The sequence below is a fragment of the Colwellia sp. MEBiC06753 genome, from assembly GCF_053470325.1.
In genome coordinates this window covers 103,567-120,258 of record NZ_JBQMTM010000011.1, presented here as the reverse complement: position 1 = coordinate 120,258, position 16,692 = coordinate 103,567, and the positions used below count along the sequence as shown (strand labels likewise).

At 40.8% G+C, this 16,692-nt stretch carries 12 protein-coding genes; 3 read left to right on the top strand and 9 right to left on the bottom strand.

The window, feature by feature from the left end; genetic code table 11:
• Positions 1-440 precede the first annotated feature (440 nt).
• Positions 441-3,251 (top strand): bifunctional aconitate hydratase 2/2-methylisocitrate dehydratase, encoded by a 2,811-nt coding sequence (locus ACOB82_RS10375; protein WP_448212916.1) that lies wholly within the window; start codon positions 441-443, stop codon positions 3,249-3,251.
• 111 nt (positions 3,252-3,362) lie between these two features.
• Here the strand turns inward: ACOB82_RS10375 and ACOB82_RS10370 are convergent, their stop codons facing one another.
• From ACOB82_RS10370 to ampD, 9 genes are all read right to left on the bottom strand, one after another.
• On the bottom strand, positions 3,363-3,698 hold the full coding sequence (locus ACOB82_RS10370) for a hypothetical protein (RefSeq protein ID WP_448212915.1): 336 nt from the start codon (positions 3,696-3,698) through the stop codon (positions 3,363-3,365).
• Positions 3,699-3,710: 12 nt separating this feature from the next.
• A complete protein-coding gene (locus ACOB82_RS10365; protein WP_448212914.1) occupies positions 3,711-4,979 on the bottom strand; it encodes a hypothetical protein in 1,269 nt (422 codons plus the stop codon).
• Positions 4,980-4,995: 16 nt separating this feature from the next.
• Complete coding sequence (locus ACOB82_RS10360; protein WP_448212913.1) at positions 4,996-5,646, bottom strand: methylamine utilization protein; 651 nt, start codon at positions 5,644-5,646, stop codon at positions 4,996-4,998.
• A 348-nt stretch (positions 5,647-5,994) separates the two neighbouring features.
• Positions 5,995-7,425 (bottom strand): dihydrolipoyl dehydrogenase, encoded by a 1,431-nt coding sequence (lpdA, locus tag ACOB82_RS10355; RefSeq protein ID WP_448212912.1) that lies wholly within the window; start codon positions 7,423-7,425, stop codon positions 5,995-5,997.
• Positions 7,426-7,576: 151 nt separating this feature from the next.
• On the bottom strand, positions 7,577-9,271 hold the full coding sequence (gene aceF / locus ACOB82_RS10350; RefSeq protein WP_448212911.1) for a dihydrolipoyllysine-residue acetyltransferase: 1,695 nt from the start codon (positions 9,269-9,271) through the stop codon (positions 7,577-7,579).
• Between the two features lie 23 nt (positions 9,272-9,294).
• Positions 9,295-11,973 carry a pyruvate dehydrogenase (acetyl-transferring), homodimeric type gene (gene aceE / locus ACOB82_RS10345; RefSeq protein ID WP_448212910.1) on the bottom strand — a complete coding sequence of 893 codons (2,679 nt, stop codon included), beginning with the start codon at positions 11,971-11,973 and terminating at the stop codon, positions 9,295-9,297.
• A gap of 150 nt (positions 11,974-12,123) precedes the next feature.
• Positions 12,124-12,891 (bottom strand): pyruvate dehydrogenase complex transcriptional repressor PdhR, encoded by a 768-nt coding sequence (gene pdhR, locus ACOB82_RS10340; protein ID WP_448212909.1) that lies wholly within the window; start codon positions 12,889-12,891, stop codon positions 12,124-12,126.
• 611 nt (positions 12,892-13,502) lie between these two features.
• Complete coding sequence (gene ampE, locus ACOB82_RS10335; RefSeq protein WP_448212908.1) at positions 13,503-14,345, bottom strand: beta-lactamase regulator AmpE; 843 nt, start codon at positions 14,343-14,345, stop codon at positions 13,503-13,505.
• A 13-nt stretch (positions 14,346-14,358) separates the two neighbouring features.
• Positions 14,359-14,907, bottom strand: coding sequence for a 1,6-anhydro-N-acetylmuramyl-L-alanine amidase AmpD (gene ampD / locus ACOB82_RS10330; protein WP_448212907.1), 549 nt, complete (start codon positions 14,905-14,907; stop codon positions 14,359-14,361).
• Between the two features lie 157 nt (positions 14,908-15,064).
• On the opposite strand from ampD, the gene ACOB82_RS10325 reads away from it, so the two are divergent.
• Positions 15,065-15,577 carry a retropepsin-like aspartic protease family protein gene (locus ACOB82_RS10325; protein WP_448212906.1) on the top strand — a complete coding sequence of 171 codons (513 nt, stop codon included), beginning with the start codon at positions 15,065-15,067 and terminating at the stop codon, positions 15,575-15,577.
• Between the two features lie 100 nt (positions 15,578-15,677).
• Complete coding sequence (nadC, locus tag ACOB82_RS10320) at positions 15,678-16,574, top strand: carboxylating nicotinate-nucleotide diphosphorylase (protein ID WP_448212905.1); 897 nt, start codon at positions 15,678-15,680, stop codon at positions 16,572-16,574.
• Positions 16,575-16,692 lie beyond the last annotated feature (118 nt).

The following is a 16,692-nucleotide window of genomic DNA, read 5'->3' as shown; positions in this document are numbered from 1 at the left end:
ACAGCTTGATTCTAGCTGATAGCAAACTAAAAGTTAAAATCATCGGCCAATATTATTTGGCCAGTATTTATAAACCTATATACAAACCTTTATGTATAGACTTAAGTACACAGTCATCATATGGCATATTGATGACTAATATTATTATACTTTGGTGCAAAACTTTGTAATTTAACTTACAAACTTACTCTGCATTGCTTTAGGTCAACTGACTGTAACAACGCGCTCCAACCAAGGTTAAATACTAGTTTAGGCAGTTTTAAGTGAGTGAACAGTACTAATTATAAACAATATAACGAAAACATCTTTCCATCATAAATAGCATGAATAACACTTATTGAATCAAGTGATTACTCGCGATTAAAAAATAAGGTAGAATATGCGGCAAAATTTATGCTGCTAATACCCTATTAGTAGACTTTAATGAAAGAGAGCACCATATGAGTCTTTATTCTGATTATTTAGCGGAAATTAAAACCCGCAAAGAAGAGCTAGGTTTAGCGCCAAAGCCAATTGATAGCGCTGATTTATTAGCGGAAATTATTGAGCAAATCAAAGATCAAGAGAATGAGCACCGCGCAGACTCATTAAACTTCTTTATCTATAACACTCTGCCCGGCACTACACCTGCTGCGGGTGTTAAAGCAAAATTCTTAAAAGAAATTATTTTAGGTCAACAAACCGTTGCTGAAATCTCAGCTGAGTTTGCATTTGAATTACTTTCTCACATGAAAGGTGGTCCTTCAATTGAAGTACTTTTAGACCTTGCATTAAGTGATGACGCATCAGTTTCAGCACCTGCAGCTGACGTATTAAAAACCCAAGTATTCTTATACGACGCCGACACTAGCCGTTTACAAGCAGCTTACAAAGCAGGCAATGCCGTAGCTAAAGACATTTTAGAAAGCTACGCAAATGCTGAGTTCTTCACGAAATTACCAGATGTAGCAGAAAAAATTGACGTTGTAACCTACGTTGCTGGTGTTGGTGATATCTCTACGGATTTACTTTCTCCTGGTCACCAGTCTCACTCACGTGCTGACCGTGAATTACACGGCCAATGCATGATCTCACCTGAAGCACAACAAGAGATCGTTGCGCTTCAAAAACAACATCCTGGCAAGAAAGTTATGCTAGTTGCTGAAAAAGGTACTATGGGTGTTGGTTCTTCACGTATGTCTGGTGTTAACAACGTGGCACTTTGGGCAGGTGAGCAAGCCTCTCCTTACGTTCCATTTGTAAACATTGCGCCAGTTGTTGCCGGTACAAACGGTATCGCGCCAATTTTCTTAACAACGGTTGACGTAACTGGTGGTATCGGTCTTGACCTTAAAAACTGGGTGAAGAAAGTTGATGCTAACGGCAACACAGTTGTTGACGCAAACGGCGACCCAGTATTAGAAGAAGCATACTCTGTAGCAACAGGTACTGTATTAACTATCGATACTAAAGCGAAGAAGTTATTTAACGGCGCTGACGAAGTCGCTGATGTTGCTTCTGCATTCACCCCACAAAAGCTTGAGTTCATGAAAGCTGGTGGTTCTTATGCGGTTACTTTCGGTAAGAAGTTACAAACATTTGCGGCTGAAACTTTAGGTGTTGATGCACCAGTTGTATACGCTGCAGCAAAAGAAATTTCACACGAAGGTCAAGGCTTGACTGCAGTTGAGAAGATCTTCAACCGTAATGCTGTTGGCGTTTCTTCAGATGCACCGCTACACGCGGGTTCTAACGTGCGTGTTAAAGTAAACATCGTAGGTTCGCAAGATACCACAGGCCCTATGACCTGTCAGGAGTTAGAAGCAATGGCTGCTTCTACCATTTCTCCACTTGTTGACGGTGCTTTCCAATCAGGCTGTCACACAGCTTCAGTATGGGACAGCAAAGCAAAAGCTAACACGCCTAAGTTAATGGCGTTTATGAATGCATTCGGTGTAATCACAGCACGTGACCCGAAAGGCATTTACCACCCAATGACTGACGTTATTCACAAGGTATTGAACGACATCACAGTTGATGACCGTGCAATTATCATCGGTGGTGACTCACATACGCGTATGTCTAAAGGTGTAGCGTTCGGTGCTGACTCAGGTACAGTAGCTATTGCCCTAGCGACTGGTGAGTCTGCAATGCCAATTCCAGAGTCTGTAAAAGTTACCTTCAAAGGAAAAATGGCTGATCACATGGACTTCCGTGACATCGTTCACGCAACTCAAGCGCAAATGCTTAAGCAGTTCGAAGGTGAAAACGTATTCCAAGGCCGCGTAATCGAAGTACATATTGGTACTTTATTAGCAGACCAAGCGTTCACGTTCACTGACTGGACAGCTGAAATGAAAGCTAAAGCATCTGTCTGTATCTCAAATGATGAAACGTTAATTGAGTCTATCGAGCTTGCGAAATCACGTATCCAAATCATGATCGACAAAGGTATGGACAACGAAGCGCAAACATTAGCAGGCTTAATTAAACTTGCTGATAAGCGTATCGCCGGTATCAAGTCTGGTGAAGAACCAGCGCTTGCCCCAGATAGCAACGCGAAATACTACGCCGAAGTAGTGGTTGATTTAGACTCAATCGTTGAGCCAATGATTGCTGACCCTGATGTTAACAACGAAGACGTTTCTAAGCGTTATACTCACGATGTTATCCGTCCAGTTTCATACTACAATGGCAAACCTGTTGATTTAGGCTTCGTTGGCTCTTGTATGGTGCACAAAGGTGATATGCAAATTATCGCGCAAATGTTCCGTAACCTTGAAAAACAAAATGGCAGCATTGAATTCAAAGCGCCATTAGTTGTTGCGCCACCAACGTACAATATTGTTGATGAGTTAAAAGCTGAAGGCGATTGGGATATCCTAGCTAAGTATTCTGGTTTCGTATTCGACGATGCACATCCAAAAGGTGAAGCACGTACTAAGTATGAAAACATTTTATACCTAGAGCGCCCAGGCTGTAACTTATGTATGGGTAACCAAGAAAAAGCTGAACCAGGTGATACGGTAATCGCCACTTCTACTCGTCTGTTCCAAGGCCGTGTAGTAGCAGATTCTGCTGAGAAGAAAGGTGAATCTTTATTAGGCTCAACGCCACTGGTTGTACTTTCAACTATTTTGGGTCGTTTCCCAACATTGGACGAGTACACAGCAGCAGTTGAAGGTATCGACTTAACTCGCTTTGCACCACCAACGCAAGCGATGACAACAGCACCTTCTGCAGCAGCCGTTAAGATTGCTGATCCAAGCTAATCATTAAATAACGATTAAATTAGAAAGGGCTACTTAATGTAGCCCTTTTTATTACTTAATCTAATACCAATTAAATATTTAATTCAATTGGTAAAAGCCCCACAAAATCAATTATGGACAGATTATTTTTACCTTAAGTGACGGAAAAATATAGTTCGGCTTTTGTCTACGCTCATCAAATGTTTCAACACCATCAACAAAGGTTAGTGAATATCCACTTGCACCACCACAAAGACTATAAGCCTTTCGAGTGGCAAACGTCAGCATGTGTTCAAACCTTACACCGCCTAAACGTAACACTTCTAAATCAAACTGCTTTTGACCAGTTTCGACTAGTCGATAACTGACTTTATGATCTAAATCGTGGGTATAATCTTTTTTTTGTTCGGCAAATACATCAGCTGAACAGCATGCCAATAGTAATCCTAGCCCTAATAATTTCACCATAAAGCAATCCTTTTAAAAGTTAAAACGTGCAACTACTTGCGTTAGTTCTTGTCGATTTCTAGGCTGCCACGACGGCCACAAGCTACGATTTTCGTTATATGAATCAATATTAATATATTCAACACCTAAATCTAAGTATGCTGCTACCGGATAACGCCACGCCAAAGTGAGCGCCTGCCCATCGCTATCATTAGCATCAAGTGTATTACCATCTTGTTCATTTACCGCAAATCGCTCAATACGCGCCGAGAATCGTCCCCAGTCACTTACTCTACTAAGCATGAGATAAGTTGAGAAAAAATCAATATCGACACCATGATTTCCCCCCATCGTTGTCGAACCTACCATTGCCTGTGTTAACAAAGTGGTTGTTTTATTGATGTCATATTTCCAAGCTAATGAAGCAAACTTAGTCCGCCAACTGTATTGGTTGTCACCAGCAACCTCAAATGGATCGGCTAAATTATCGTACCAATAAAGCCTAAGATCGTGATGATTACGCTGACGATAATGAACGCCAAGGTAGTAGCCTGGTCTGCCATCAATTTCCTTAAACGGCTTAACCCAAGTCGGCTGGACAAAATCAGGTTGCGCTAACGTTGGGTAATTGGCCATTTCCACCCGCTCGCCTAGCATCGTTTGCCGATCGTGTACTGCCCAGCCACGCCAGCTAAGCAAAGTACCTAGCGGATCATTGCCCCAATAAACTGCCCCAACTACTGAAATATCATAGTTTGTGCGATAACGACGTCCCAAGCGAATAAACTCGGCTTCTGCTCCTTGAATGCGCAGTTCTTCAGCAAGCCAGCTATTTATTGATGAAAAAGAGTATGTATAAGGGCTTTGCCAGCCTTTACCAACATTTTCAGTGGAAAAGTGCGGATAAAATACGCCAACGCGATAACGTTTAACCCAGCCAGCACTAATCGGTTTAAAACTGACAAAGGCTTCGGTAATACCCAATTTTTGTTCGCCATCGGCATAAGCAAAGCCTGTTATTGATGCATCGGTTATCTCACCCAGTTCAGCACCTAATTCCGCAAAGCCTTGCCGAAGATTTAGCGCATCGGTTGATTTATCGTAACGTAATACACCTGTCCCCTGCTCTTGCCATGAGCGCAACCATGAATAGGCTTCGTTGGTTGCAATATAACTAATATCCACCGCACCAGTTGCGGACAATTGCCCAGCAGAAGCTGGCTTACTAACAAGTGAAATGCTAAGGAGGAATAGACTAAATAAAATAGCAATTTGACTAGCTTTGCTTGCAACAACATTCATATCTATTCCTTAACACTTATTCGTATTCTGATAGCTCATCCACCACAATATCTTGATCAGGGTACAATGACTGAGTTAACTGAAAGCTGATCTCATTTCCAACTAAAGTAAGATGTTGCCCGCGTTTAACATCGGCTTCATTAAATCTTGGGTGCCAAATTTTAATCGCGCTAATTTGTTCAGTTAAGGTAAATTCTACGTGGCCATGCGCATCGGTTTGTGCAAAATAAGGCGACTCAGCCACATAAATATAACCAGACATCCAATCATGAATGTTACAGCCCATGGCAACAATACCCGGTTTATCAAGCAAAATAGGCGTCGGTAATTCTTCACGATATAATTTCAACTCAAAAGATTTTGCCGGTGAAAATGAATAGACATGATGCTTAGTGTCGTCAGCATTGGGAAATGTAACACTTGTGCCTTTTAGCACTGGTAATATATGCGGTACAAAGCGCTTATTTATTTGCGTCATTGACGCAGTTAAAGAAGCTGTAGGTGGTATGTTAACTTCGTTTTGAGCTTGCTCATTATTCGCTTTAGTAAACACTTCCACCACTGCTCCAACTAGAGGCTTTCCCTCTTGTGTTACAACATTGACCGATAGCTGCTGAGCAGATACCTGCAGCGTGAATACAGCGATTAATACTAATAAATATCGCACTACTACCTCATTATTTTTTTACGCTAATTTAATTAATCGGTTTATTAAACTAATTAACTCTAGCTGCCAGCTTACAGTCAGCCAAATAATTTAACCCTGTCACTGAATATACTCACATTAGTTTTTATAAATATCAATCTCTTATCAAGAGGATAGTATCTTTGTCGTATAAGTCTGGCTTATAGACGCACCTCCGAATACCCAACCTATAAAACCAAATTCTTAAACCTAACTCTTATTACTTAACACTTAAAAACTAGGTAACAAAAAAGGGACCGAAGCCCCTTTTATTTTCTTTCAACTTATTCTTTGAAACAGTTCTTGCTAACCATTCTTTAGAACAATTGATTACTTTTTCTTTTTAACGGCTTTAGCGTTAGGTAAATCAGTGATTGAGCCTTCAAAAATTTCAGCTGCTAAACCAATTGATTCATTTAATGTTGGGTGAGCGTGAATCGTTAAACCAACATCTTCAGCATCTGCGCCCATTTCAACCGCTAAACAAATTTCACCTAACATTTCGCCAGCGTTAATACCGACAATTGCACCACCTAGTACACGACCAGTTTCTTTTTCAAAGATCATCTTAGTCTTACCTTCAGTACGTGCTGAAGCAATTGCACGACCAGAAGCTGCCCATGGGAAGTTTGCTACTTCAATGTTTAAGCCTTGCTCTTTCGCTTCACGCTCAGTTACACCTACCCAAGCCATTTCTGGATCAGTGTAAGCAATTGACGGGATACAACGTGGGTCAAATTCATGTTTCTTGCCAGAGATAACTTCAGCAGCAACGTGCGCTTCATGTACCGCTTTGTGAGCAAGCATAGGTTGACCAACTACATCACCAATTGCAAAGATATGAGGAACGTTAGTACGTAACTCTTTAGAAACGTTGATAAAGCCACGCTCATCAACGTTAACGCCCGCTTTGTCAGCTGCTACTAAGTGACCATTTGGCTTACGACCAACCGCGACTAAGATCTTGTCGTAACGAACTTGACCTTCAGGTGCGTTCTTACCTTCAAACGTTACATATAAACCGTCGTCTTTCGCGTCAACGGCCACAACTTTAGTTGAAAGCATCATGTTGAACTTGTCTTTGTTGTACTTGGTATAGATTTGAACAATGTCTTTATCTGCAGCAGGTACTAATTGATCAGCAAATTCAACCACAGAAACGTTTGAACCTAACGCGCTGTATACGGTACCCATTTCTAGGCCGATAATACCGCCACCTAGCACTAACATTTCTTCAGGAACATCTTTAAGTTCTAATGCACCTGTTGAGTCAATAACGCGAGGATCGTCATTTGGAATAAATGGTAAATCAATTACTGAAGAACCACAGGCAATAATTGCATTATCAAAGCTGATAGTAGTTGTGCCATCAGCACCTTCTACTGCAATAGTTTTATCTGAAGTAAATTTACCGTAGCCCGTTACTGTTTTAACTTTACGTGCTTTAGACATACCGCCTAAACCACCAGTTAATTGACCAATAACGCTTTCTTTCCAGCTACGAATTTTGTCTAAATCAATTTCCGGCTTACCAAAAGTTACACCGTGAGATGCCATTGCAGCGGCATCATCAATGACTTTAGCAACGTGAAGCAATGCTTTAGATGGAATACAGCCAACGTTTAAACATACACCGCCTAACGTTTCACGGCTTTCTACTAATACTACATCTAGGCCTAGATCCGCAGCACGGAATGCCGCTGAATAACCACCTGGGCCTGCCCCTAAAACTACTACTTGAGTTTTAATTTCGTTGCTCATGCTAACCTCAAATTAACTTTTGTGTAATTACGGGCATTGCTAGTTAAGTCACCCGCAAGATTGATTCTGATTTTTCTGGTGGAAGTTTACTGAAACTTCCACCAGAACTCTATCTTTTCTCAAAGATAATATTGGTACTATTCGTGAAAAACTACAGGATAAGTTTACGAATATCCGACATAACGCTGGCAATATGCACAGTAAAGCGTGCCGCAATCGCACCATCAATCACTCGATGATCGTATGACATTGATAATGGCAACATTAGTCGCGGTGCAAATTCTTTACCATTCCATTTAGGTTTCATTTCAGATTTTGACACCCCTAAAATCGCAACTTCTGGCGCATTAACAATTGGTGTAAATGCCGTACCGCCAATGCCGCCTAAGCTTGAAATAGTAAAACAGCCACCTTGCATATCAGTTGCTTTTAGCTTGCCTTCACGCGCTTTAACACTGATTTCGAGTAATTCTTTAGAAAGTTCGTAAATGCCCTTCTTATCAACATCACGAACTACCGGCACAACTAAGCCATTTGGCGTGTCAACAGCCACACCGATATGACAATATTTCTTAAGAATTAAGCTTTCACCGTCTTCACTCAAACTAGAGTTAAATACAGGGAACGCTCTAAGCGCATCAGCTACCGCTTTCATAATGAATACTAATGGCGTGATCTTAAAGCCAAGCTTTTGCTTTTCAGCCAACACATTTTGCTCTTTGCGGAAGGCTTCAACATCAGTGATATCGGCTTCATCAAATTGAGTAACATGCGGAATAGTTACCCAGCTGCGATGTAAGAATGGACCTGAAATTTTCTGAATACGGGTAAGTTCTTTAACTTCAATTTCACCAAATTTAGCAAAATCAATTTTCTTACCTGCAACTACTTGTAAGCCGCCTTCACCGCTCGCTATTGAGCTGCCAGCATTCGCTTTCGGACGTGATAGTTCGTATTTCACATAAGACTGTACATCTTCTTTTAAAATACGTCCTTTACGTCCAGAGCCTTTCACTAAGGTTAAGTCAACACCGAATTCACGCGCTAAACGGCGAATTGATGGCGAAGTATATACTTTGCCCGGCGCATTAAATTCGCCCGCATGAGGGTGATGCGGCACTGGTGCTGCTTTTTGCTCAGGTGCAGGTGTGGCTTCTTGAACTGATGCAGCCGCAGGCGCCTCAACAGCTGCAGGAGCCGGCTGCTCAATTGCTGCTGGCGCGCCGCTATTGGTTTCAACACGAATAACTAGTGAGCCTGTTTTTACTTTATCGCCGGTAGCAACTAAGACTTCTTTAACAATACCGGCATGTGATGATGGCACGTCCATGGTTGCTTTGTCTGTTTCAAGGGTGATTAAACCATCTTCTTCGGCAATTTCATCACCAACAGCAACAAGTACGTCAATAACATCAACTTCGCCATCTTCGCCAATATCTGGTACAAAAACATCAACCACTTCACTGCCACCAGCAGCAGGCGCTGGTGCTGATGTTTCTGCATTATCGGCTACTGGAACGGCAACTGGCGCTTCTGGTGCCGCAGCAGGCTCTGGTTCTACACTTGCTGCTGGTTCAGCAGCTGGCGCACTTTCACTTGAGACTGCACCAGCAACTTTCATTTCACCAATAACATCGCCTTCTTTAATTTTGTCACCAACGGCAACATTAATCGCTGTTAGTTCCCCAGCCATTGGCGCAGGAATATCCATTGATGCTTTATCAGTTTCAACAGTAACAATTCCTTCATCAGCCTCTAATGTATCGCCAACCGCGACACAAATTTCAATCACTTCAACTTCATCGCCACCAACATCGGGAACTAGAATTTTTTGAATGTCAGACATAGTTAATTCTCCTCAGTTCCTAATTATGCGTAAAGCGGGTTGATTTTAGCGGTATCGATATCAAAGCGTTTAATAGCTTCTGATACAACACTGCGCTCAACATCACCACGGTTAGCCAATTCAAATAACGCTGCAACCACAATATATGATGCGTTTACTTCAAAATGACGACGTAAGTTAGCACGGCTGTCAGAGCGGCCAAAACCGTCAGTACCTAAACAACGGTACTCGGTATCGATATATGCACGTACTTGATCTGAGTAATTTTTCACGTAGTCAGTTGCGGCAATTGCTGGCCCTGCATCTTTAGTGATCACTTGACCAATGTAAGGCACTTTCGCTTCAGACTCAGGGTTTAGCATATTTTGACGAACCACTTCCTGACCTTCGCGAGCAAGTTCATTAAACGAAGTTACTGAGTAAACATCGCTTGAAATACCATAGTCGTTGGCAAGAATTTGTGCCGCTTCACGTACCTGTAAGAAAATAGTACCTGAACCCATTAATTGAACATTAGCTTTGGCAGATTTCGGCTCGACACGTTCAAGCTGATAAATACCCTTGATAATTTGCTGTTCAACATCTTTACCTTCCGGCATTGCAGGGTGTTGGTAGTTTTCGTTCATTAGCGTTAAGTAGTAGAAAATGTTTTCATTTTCTTCGTACATACGGCGTAAGCCTTCACGAATAATTACCGCCACTTCATAACCGTAAGTTGGATCGTAAGTTACACAATTCGGAATAAGACCTGCTTGTACATGCGAGTGACCATCTTGGTGCTGTAAGCCTTCACCATTTAGCGTTGTTCTACCTGCAGTAGCACCTAATAAGAAACCACGTGCTTGGCTATCGCCTGCCGCCCAAGCTAAGTCACCAACACGTTGGAAACCAAACATTGAGTAGTATATGTAAAATGGAATGGTTGTCGCATTACAGGTTGAGTAAGAAGTACCTGACGCCACCCAAGAAGCCATTGCCCCTAGCTCGTTAATACCTTCTTGTAATACCTGACCTTTCTTATCTTCACGGTAGTAAGCCACTTGATCAGCATCTTGCGGCACATATTTTTGGCCTTCGTTCGCGTAAATCCCCACTTGACGGAACAAGCCTTCCATACCGAAAGTACGCGCTTCATCAGGAATAATTGGTACCACACGTTTACCAATTTTCTTATCTTTTAATAACGCATTTAAAATACGAACAAAGGTCATGGTGCTTGATACTTCACGATCACCAGAACCTTTGGTAATAGCTTCAAACGCTTTTAAAGATGGAATTTCCAACTCTTCTGAAGCTTGTTCGCGACGCGCAGGTAAAGTACCACCTAACGCTTCTCGACGAGCACGCATATACTGCATTTCAGGGCTATTTTCATCAAACTTGTAGAATGGTAATTCTTCTAATTGATCATCTGCAATTGGCATATTGAAACGATCGCGATATTGCTTGATTGATTCAAGATCCATTTTCTTAACGTTATGAGCAACGTTTTGTGCTTCACCAGATTGACCTAAACCGTAACCTTTAACCGTTTTCGCTAAGATTACCGTTGGGCGACCTTTGGTTTTCATTGCGCGATCGTATGCCGCGTACACTTTCACTGGATCATGACCACCACGGTTTAAACGCCATACGTCTTCATCAGACATATTTGCCACCATAGCAGCAGTTTCAGGGTATTTACCAAACCAGTTTTCGCGGGTGTATTTACCACCTTTGGCTTTACAGTTTTGATATTCACCATCAACCGTTTCATTCATTAACTGTAATAATTTACCTGAAGTATCACGAGCAATTAGCGGATCCCAGTAAGAACCCCAAATCACTTTGATCACTTCCCAGCCTGCGCCGCGGAATGTACCTTCAAGCTCTTGAATTATTTTGCCATTACCACGTACCGGACCATCAAGACGCTGTAGGTTACAGTTAATCACGAAACATAAGTTGTCTAAGCCTTCACGGGCAGCAAGGCCAATTGCACCTAATGATTCTGGTTCATCAGTTTCACCGTCTCCTAAGAAACAGTAAACACGCTGGTCTGAACAATCTTTAATACCACGATGGGTTAAATACTTTAAGAAACGAGCGGTATAAATCGCTTGCAGTGGACCTAAGCCCATAGAAACGGTAGGGAACTGCCAGAAGTCCTGCATTAAGTGCGGATGTGGATAAGATGATAAACCGTTACCATCAACTTCTTGACGGAAGTTATCCATTTGCTCTTCAGTTAAACGACCTTCTAAAAATGCACGGCCGTAAATACCTGGTGAAATATGACCTTGAGCAAAAATAAAATCGCCGCCATTTTCAGGACCCGCCGCTTTAAAAAAGTGGTTAAAACCAACATCGTAAAGCATTGCTGATGATGCAAAACTACCAATATGGCCACCAAGTTCTAAATTCTTTTTCGATGCACGAAGCACTAGTGCCATCGCATTCCAACGAATTGCTGCACGAATACGTGCTTCAATAGTTTGGTCAGCTGGCATATGCGGCTCTTGCCCCGGAGGGATAGTGTTCACATAAGCTGTTGTCGCTTCAAACGGCAAATGAGTACCACCACGACGGGCACGTTCAATTAATTTTTCTAAGATGAAATGAGCACGCTCTGGACCTTCGTTATCCAAAACTGCTTCTATCGATTCAAGCCATTCTTGAGTTTCTGCTGAATCTACATCAAATTGATTTGGGAGCTCAGACATAATTTACTTAGTCTCCGTATTGTTATTGAGTTTAAATCTTTTAAAGATAGTTAACATTGAGTGATTTACTTAACTAATTGCTCTAGTAAATTAACTATCCGCTTAATTTTCTTTTAAATACTGATGAGTGACACTGAACAGTGACGCTAATCAGTAACGCTGCATCCGGCGCATTGAACGCTCCATTCGGCTGCGCTCTTCAGTTAAATTTAGAAGCACCTCTTCAATTAACGCCAAATGGCGATGACTGGCACCCCAAGCTTTTTGTGGCTGACCACTTAATATCGCGTCCATTAGCTGGCGACGATAGCCAGTTATCTTGCTAAAAACATCAGGGCGTCTAGCAAGCACTGTTAAATTTTGTTCAATATTGTCGATAATTAAGCTCGACATACTTCGTGCTAAATGCAACATAATAGCGTTGTGGGAAGCCGCGCAGATTGCTAAATAAAATTCAAATACCGCTTCAGCTTCGGCGCGATAATCATTTTCTATTTGGGCATGACCAATGTTCTCATGCTTTAATTTGATTTCTTCAAAATCCGCTTCGGTACCACGCATTGCTGCATAATAGGCAGACATACCTTCAATACCGTAACGAAACTCTAATAGATCAAATTGCGTTTCGTGGCTGTTTGCTAACAGGTCAAACAAAGGGTCTGAAAGGCCACTTAACAATTTATCTGCGACAAAAGTACCACCACCTTGTTTACGGGTTACTAACCCTTTGACTTCCAACTTTTGAATGGCTTCTCTAAGTGAAGGTCGAGAAACTTCAAACTGAGCAGCGAGCTCTCGTTCAGGAGGTAACTTTTGACCAGGCACTAAACTGCCCTCAACAATCATTTGCTCAAGTTGAGATAAGATCACATCCGACAGTTTTTGTGGTTTCGTTTTCACACTGTTAATAGCAACCATAGCGCTTTACTAACAACCTTCAATTTTTAAAAAGTGATGTTGTGCTAAGAACATTCTCACTTAATTAATTAAACTTTTATCGCAATTTAGCTTGAGCAAAACCCTAAACCGCACTGCAAATTTAAACGCAACTCAAAATGGTAAATTGGTCTTACCAATGAGTTTTAAGGGTAATAAACTAACAAAGAATCCACTGGCTGTAAATAAATTTAGCTGATGAGAAAAATAATGCGAACAAGCATTTTTTGCTGCAACACCAATAAAAATGGGCTACTGACAAGATTTATCAAAGAGGTCTGAACAGTGTTTACCTAATAATTCGCAAAAGGTATTAGTTGGGCTATAGATCAATATGCGGTTTTAGATGTAGCTCACTATATAAGTTTAGATATGAGTCGTTGAAATATTTACGAGATACTAGCATTCGCGGGCATGACAATGATTTTTTGGTCATTGGAGTAAGCAGCGATCTTATGCATTTACTTCGTCATCATGTTTCTTTTAGTCATTGAGAAGAAAGCCACAACCTTATGCATCCTTACCGTCATTGCGGCGAAAGCCGCAATGACGGTAAGGATGCATTTATATTATTTGTTTTGCAAATTGCAGTTCTAACTAATTACGCCAGTTATGGTTAACACAGCCACAGTAGCTAGAAGTAAAAGCACATTACGTTTTGCCAATCTAACCAGCAAGCAGGGTTCTGCTGTACAGTCTCTGTCATCAACCATTATATCTTCTGATTTTTGCGCAACGTCGATCAATAAACATTGCGGCAGCTTATTTACCTCGAAAAGGTTTTCCAACCACACAGGAAAAGCTTTGGAAAAATGGCCAACCAGCATAAAGCCAAAGGAAGCAACCCGCACTGGCAACCAATCGGCCCAATATAAAATTTTGCTATAAGTATCAGTTATAGCGGGGCTTTCTGGTTCTTGAAGGCGAATGTTACGTTGCTGTTCTTCCAAACTACATAATAACCGGTAAAACACTGCACCAGCTGCACCAAATACAACAAAATACAACATCACAGCAATGTAATATCGATAGTTTAGCCAAATTAGCGTTTGACCAAATCCATAATCGGGTAAGTTTTTATCTGATATCAATTGTTGGTAATGCATATCGCAAGTGGTTAATTCACCTTGATAGGCAGACTTCAAATAGCATTTATACGTATCGCGAGTTTTTACACAGCCAAAACAGATAATTAACACCACTGTAGAAAGCAATAAATCAATGGCAGAGTCATCAATTAAAGCCAGTACAAAAGCAACAATAATTACCGGAACAGCAAGCAATAAAACAGGATATAGTGCCCCTTTAACACTTTGATAAAAATTTTGCTTTTGAGCAAAACTCATATAATGACCAAAGACATAATTAAACTGCCAAAAAGGCGATGACAATTTTTTCTCAGCAGCAAGTGAAATAAGTAGGCTAATTAACCCCATAAACATTCCATTATTAATTTTTCAGTAGCGAATAGAAATATTGCCAGTCAAAAGACTCACCTGGATCTGTTTTTCGCCCAGGAGCAATATCACAATGACCAACGATGTTATTATGAACAATAAGTGGATAAGATTCTTGCAGTTTTTTAACTAAGCTGACCAGTTGCTGATATTGCCTTTCTGTGTAGGGTTCATTATCTGTACCTTCTAATTCAATGCCGATAGAAAAGTCGTTACAGCGTTCGCGCCCAGCAAAGTTCGAAATACCGGCATGCCATGCTTTATCGTCAAAAGAAACATATTGAATAACCTCGCCATTACGGCGAATCAAACAATGGGCAGATACTTCTAGTTGATAAATGTCGGCAAAATAAGGGTCGGCTTTTTTATCAAGCCGACCTAAAAACAAGTCGGTAATATATGGCCCGCCAAACTTTCCAGGCGGTAAAGAAATATTGTGAACCACTAATAAGCTTATATCAGCATCAGGTTCACGCGGGGAAAAATGCGGAGATGCTTGATGTTCAATATTTTCAAGCCAACCGTTTTTAATTGTGAGCATTTGTGAAAAAGTAAGCCATAGTTAAGAATTTTCCGTATCATAATATAACGAGTGTCAAATACAATTGGCATTAAGTTTTATCGATGGCATAAGGCTTTATCGATTTTACCAATCATTACTAGCAACAAAACTGATAAATTTTACTCAATAACTAACTATGAATAATAACTCCAACTCTCTTGGCAAAAGCTTTATTTGGATAGCATGGATAATCGCTATTGCGCTACTGGTCTATATTTTTCAAGGTGTTTTAGATAAACAATGGAACCCTAATCAACAACCTAGCAGCCATCTATCAACTAGCGGTAAAGCAAGTGTCACGTTAAAGCAAAATCGACAGGGACATTACGTGACTAACGGCACGATAAACGAAACGCCAGTGGTATTTTTGTTAGATACTGGCGCAACGCAGGTAAGTATTCCTAGCCATATTGCCCAGCAAATAGGTTTAACCGGCACGGGGTCTTACCCAGTACAAACAGCCAACGGTACCGTAACAGTTTATCGTACTCACCTTGATTCACTGTCGATTGGTAATATTTATTTGTATGACATTAATGCTCACATTAACCCAGCCATGAGAAGCGACGAAATTCTTTTAGGCATGAGTGCACTAAAAAAGGTAGAATTTAGCCAAACTGGAAATCAACTTGTACTAACACAACGTTAACTACCGCACAACGTTAATCACTGCGTACATTAACTGTCACGTAAGGTACAAGATTAATTTCACATTCACCAATGCATTAATTCATAGAGAAAGAGAACAAATGTTGCCACAAGCACTTTTGCAAGATATTACACACACAGTTTCATGGGCATTAAGAGAAGACTTAGGCTTAAAAGAAGATCAACCCATTTGTGCAGAGCATGATGTAACTGCGATGCTTATTCCTGCTGAAAATCAAGCTGTAGCGACTATCGTTTGTCGCGATGAAGCAATTATTTGTGGTGTAGCTTGGGTCAATGAAGTATTTAAGCAATTAGATGCCACACAAGAATCAACTACAAACATTACTTGGTTTGTTAATGATGGCGAAAAAGTTAAAGCCAATACCGTACTATGCGAGCTTAACGGTAATGCACGTACCTTATTAACCGGTGAACGTGTTGCATTGAACTTTTTACAAACGTTATCAGGTACCGCGACCTTAACTGCACAATACGTTAATACGTTAGGTGATTCTAAAACGAAATTACTCGATACTCGAAAAACTTTGCCGGGTCTAAGAAGCGCGCAAAAATATGCAGTAAGTTGTGGTGGCGGTACTAACCATCGCATAGGTTTATTTGATGCTTACCTTATCAAAGAAAACCATATTGCCGCTTGTGGCGGTATCGACAAAGCCATTTCAACCGCCCGTAAAAACCAGCCTTCAATCAAAGTGGAAGTGGAAGTTGAGTCGATTGACGAACTTAATCAAGCATTAACCGCTGGTGCCGACATTATTATGTTAGATAACTTTACCACGGCAATGATTGAACAAGCAGTACATATTACCGAAACCTATAATCAAACACATACTCAGCACACCAAACTTGAAGTATCGGGCAATATGACTGAAGAAACGCTCGTTGAATATACTAGAGCCGGTGTTGATTATATTTCATCCGGCGCACTAACCAAGCATCTTAATGCCATTGATTTATCAATGCGCTTTTCTTAATAATTTTTAAGAATAAATAAGGTTAATTTTGTGTTAAAAAACAAGCGTTCTATTAAATTTTGATAAATTTTTAAAAATAATTGATTACAATATTTTACATATCTAAATTTTTGGTGCA

Coding starts and splice junctions, on each gene's coding strand:
- ACOB82_RS10375 (WP_448212916.1), top strand. CDS start 441: ATGAGTCTTTATTCTGATTATTTAGCGGAAATTAAAACCCGCAAAGAA.
- ACOB82_RS10370 (WP_448212915.1), bottom strand. CDS start 3,698: ATGGTGAAATTATTAGGGCTAGGATTACTATTGGCATGCTGTTCAGCT.
- ACOB82_RS10365 (WP_448212914.1), bottom strand. CDS start 4,979: ATGAATGTTGTTGCAAGCAAAGCTAGTCAAATTGCTATTTTATTTAGT.
- lpdA (WP_448212912.1), bottom strand. CDS start 7,425: ATGAGCAACGAAATTAAAACTCAAGTAGTAGTTTTAGGGGCAGGCCCA.
- aceF (WP_448212911.1), bottom strand. CDS start 9,271: ATGTCTGACATTCAAAAAATTCTAGTTCCCGATGTTGGTGGCGATGAA.
- aceE (WP_448212910.1), bottom strand. CDS start 11,973: ATGTCTGAGCTCCCAAATCAATTTGATGTAGATTCAGCAGAAACTCAA.
- pdhR (WP_448212909.1), bottom strand. CDS start 12,891: ATGGTTGCTATTAACAGTGTGAAAACGAAACCACAAAAACTGTCGGAT.
- ampE (WP_448212908.1), bottom strand. CDS start 14,345: ATGGGGTTAATTAGCCTACTTATTTCACTTGCTGCTGAGAAAAAATTG.
- ampD (WP_448212907.1), bottom strand. CDS start 14,907: ATGCTCACAATTAAAAACGGTTGGCTTGAAAATATTGAACATCAAGCA.
- ACOB82_RS10325 (WP_448212906.1), top strand. CDS start 15,065: ATGAATAATAACTCCAACTCTCTTGGCAAAAGCTTTATTTGGATAGCA.
- nadC (WP_448212905.1), top strand. CDS start 15,678: ATGTTGCCACAAGCACTTTTGCAAGATATTACACACACAGTTTCATGG.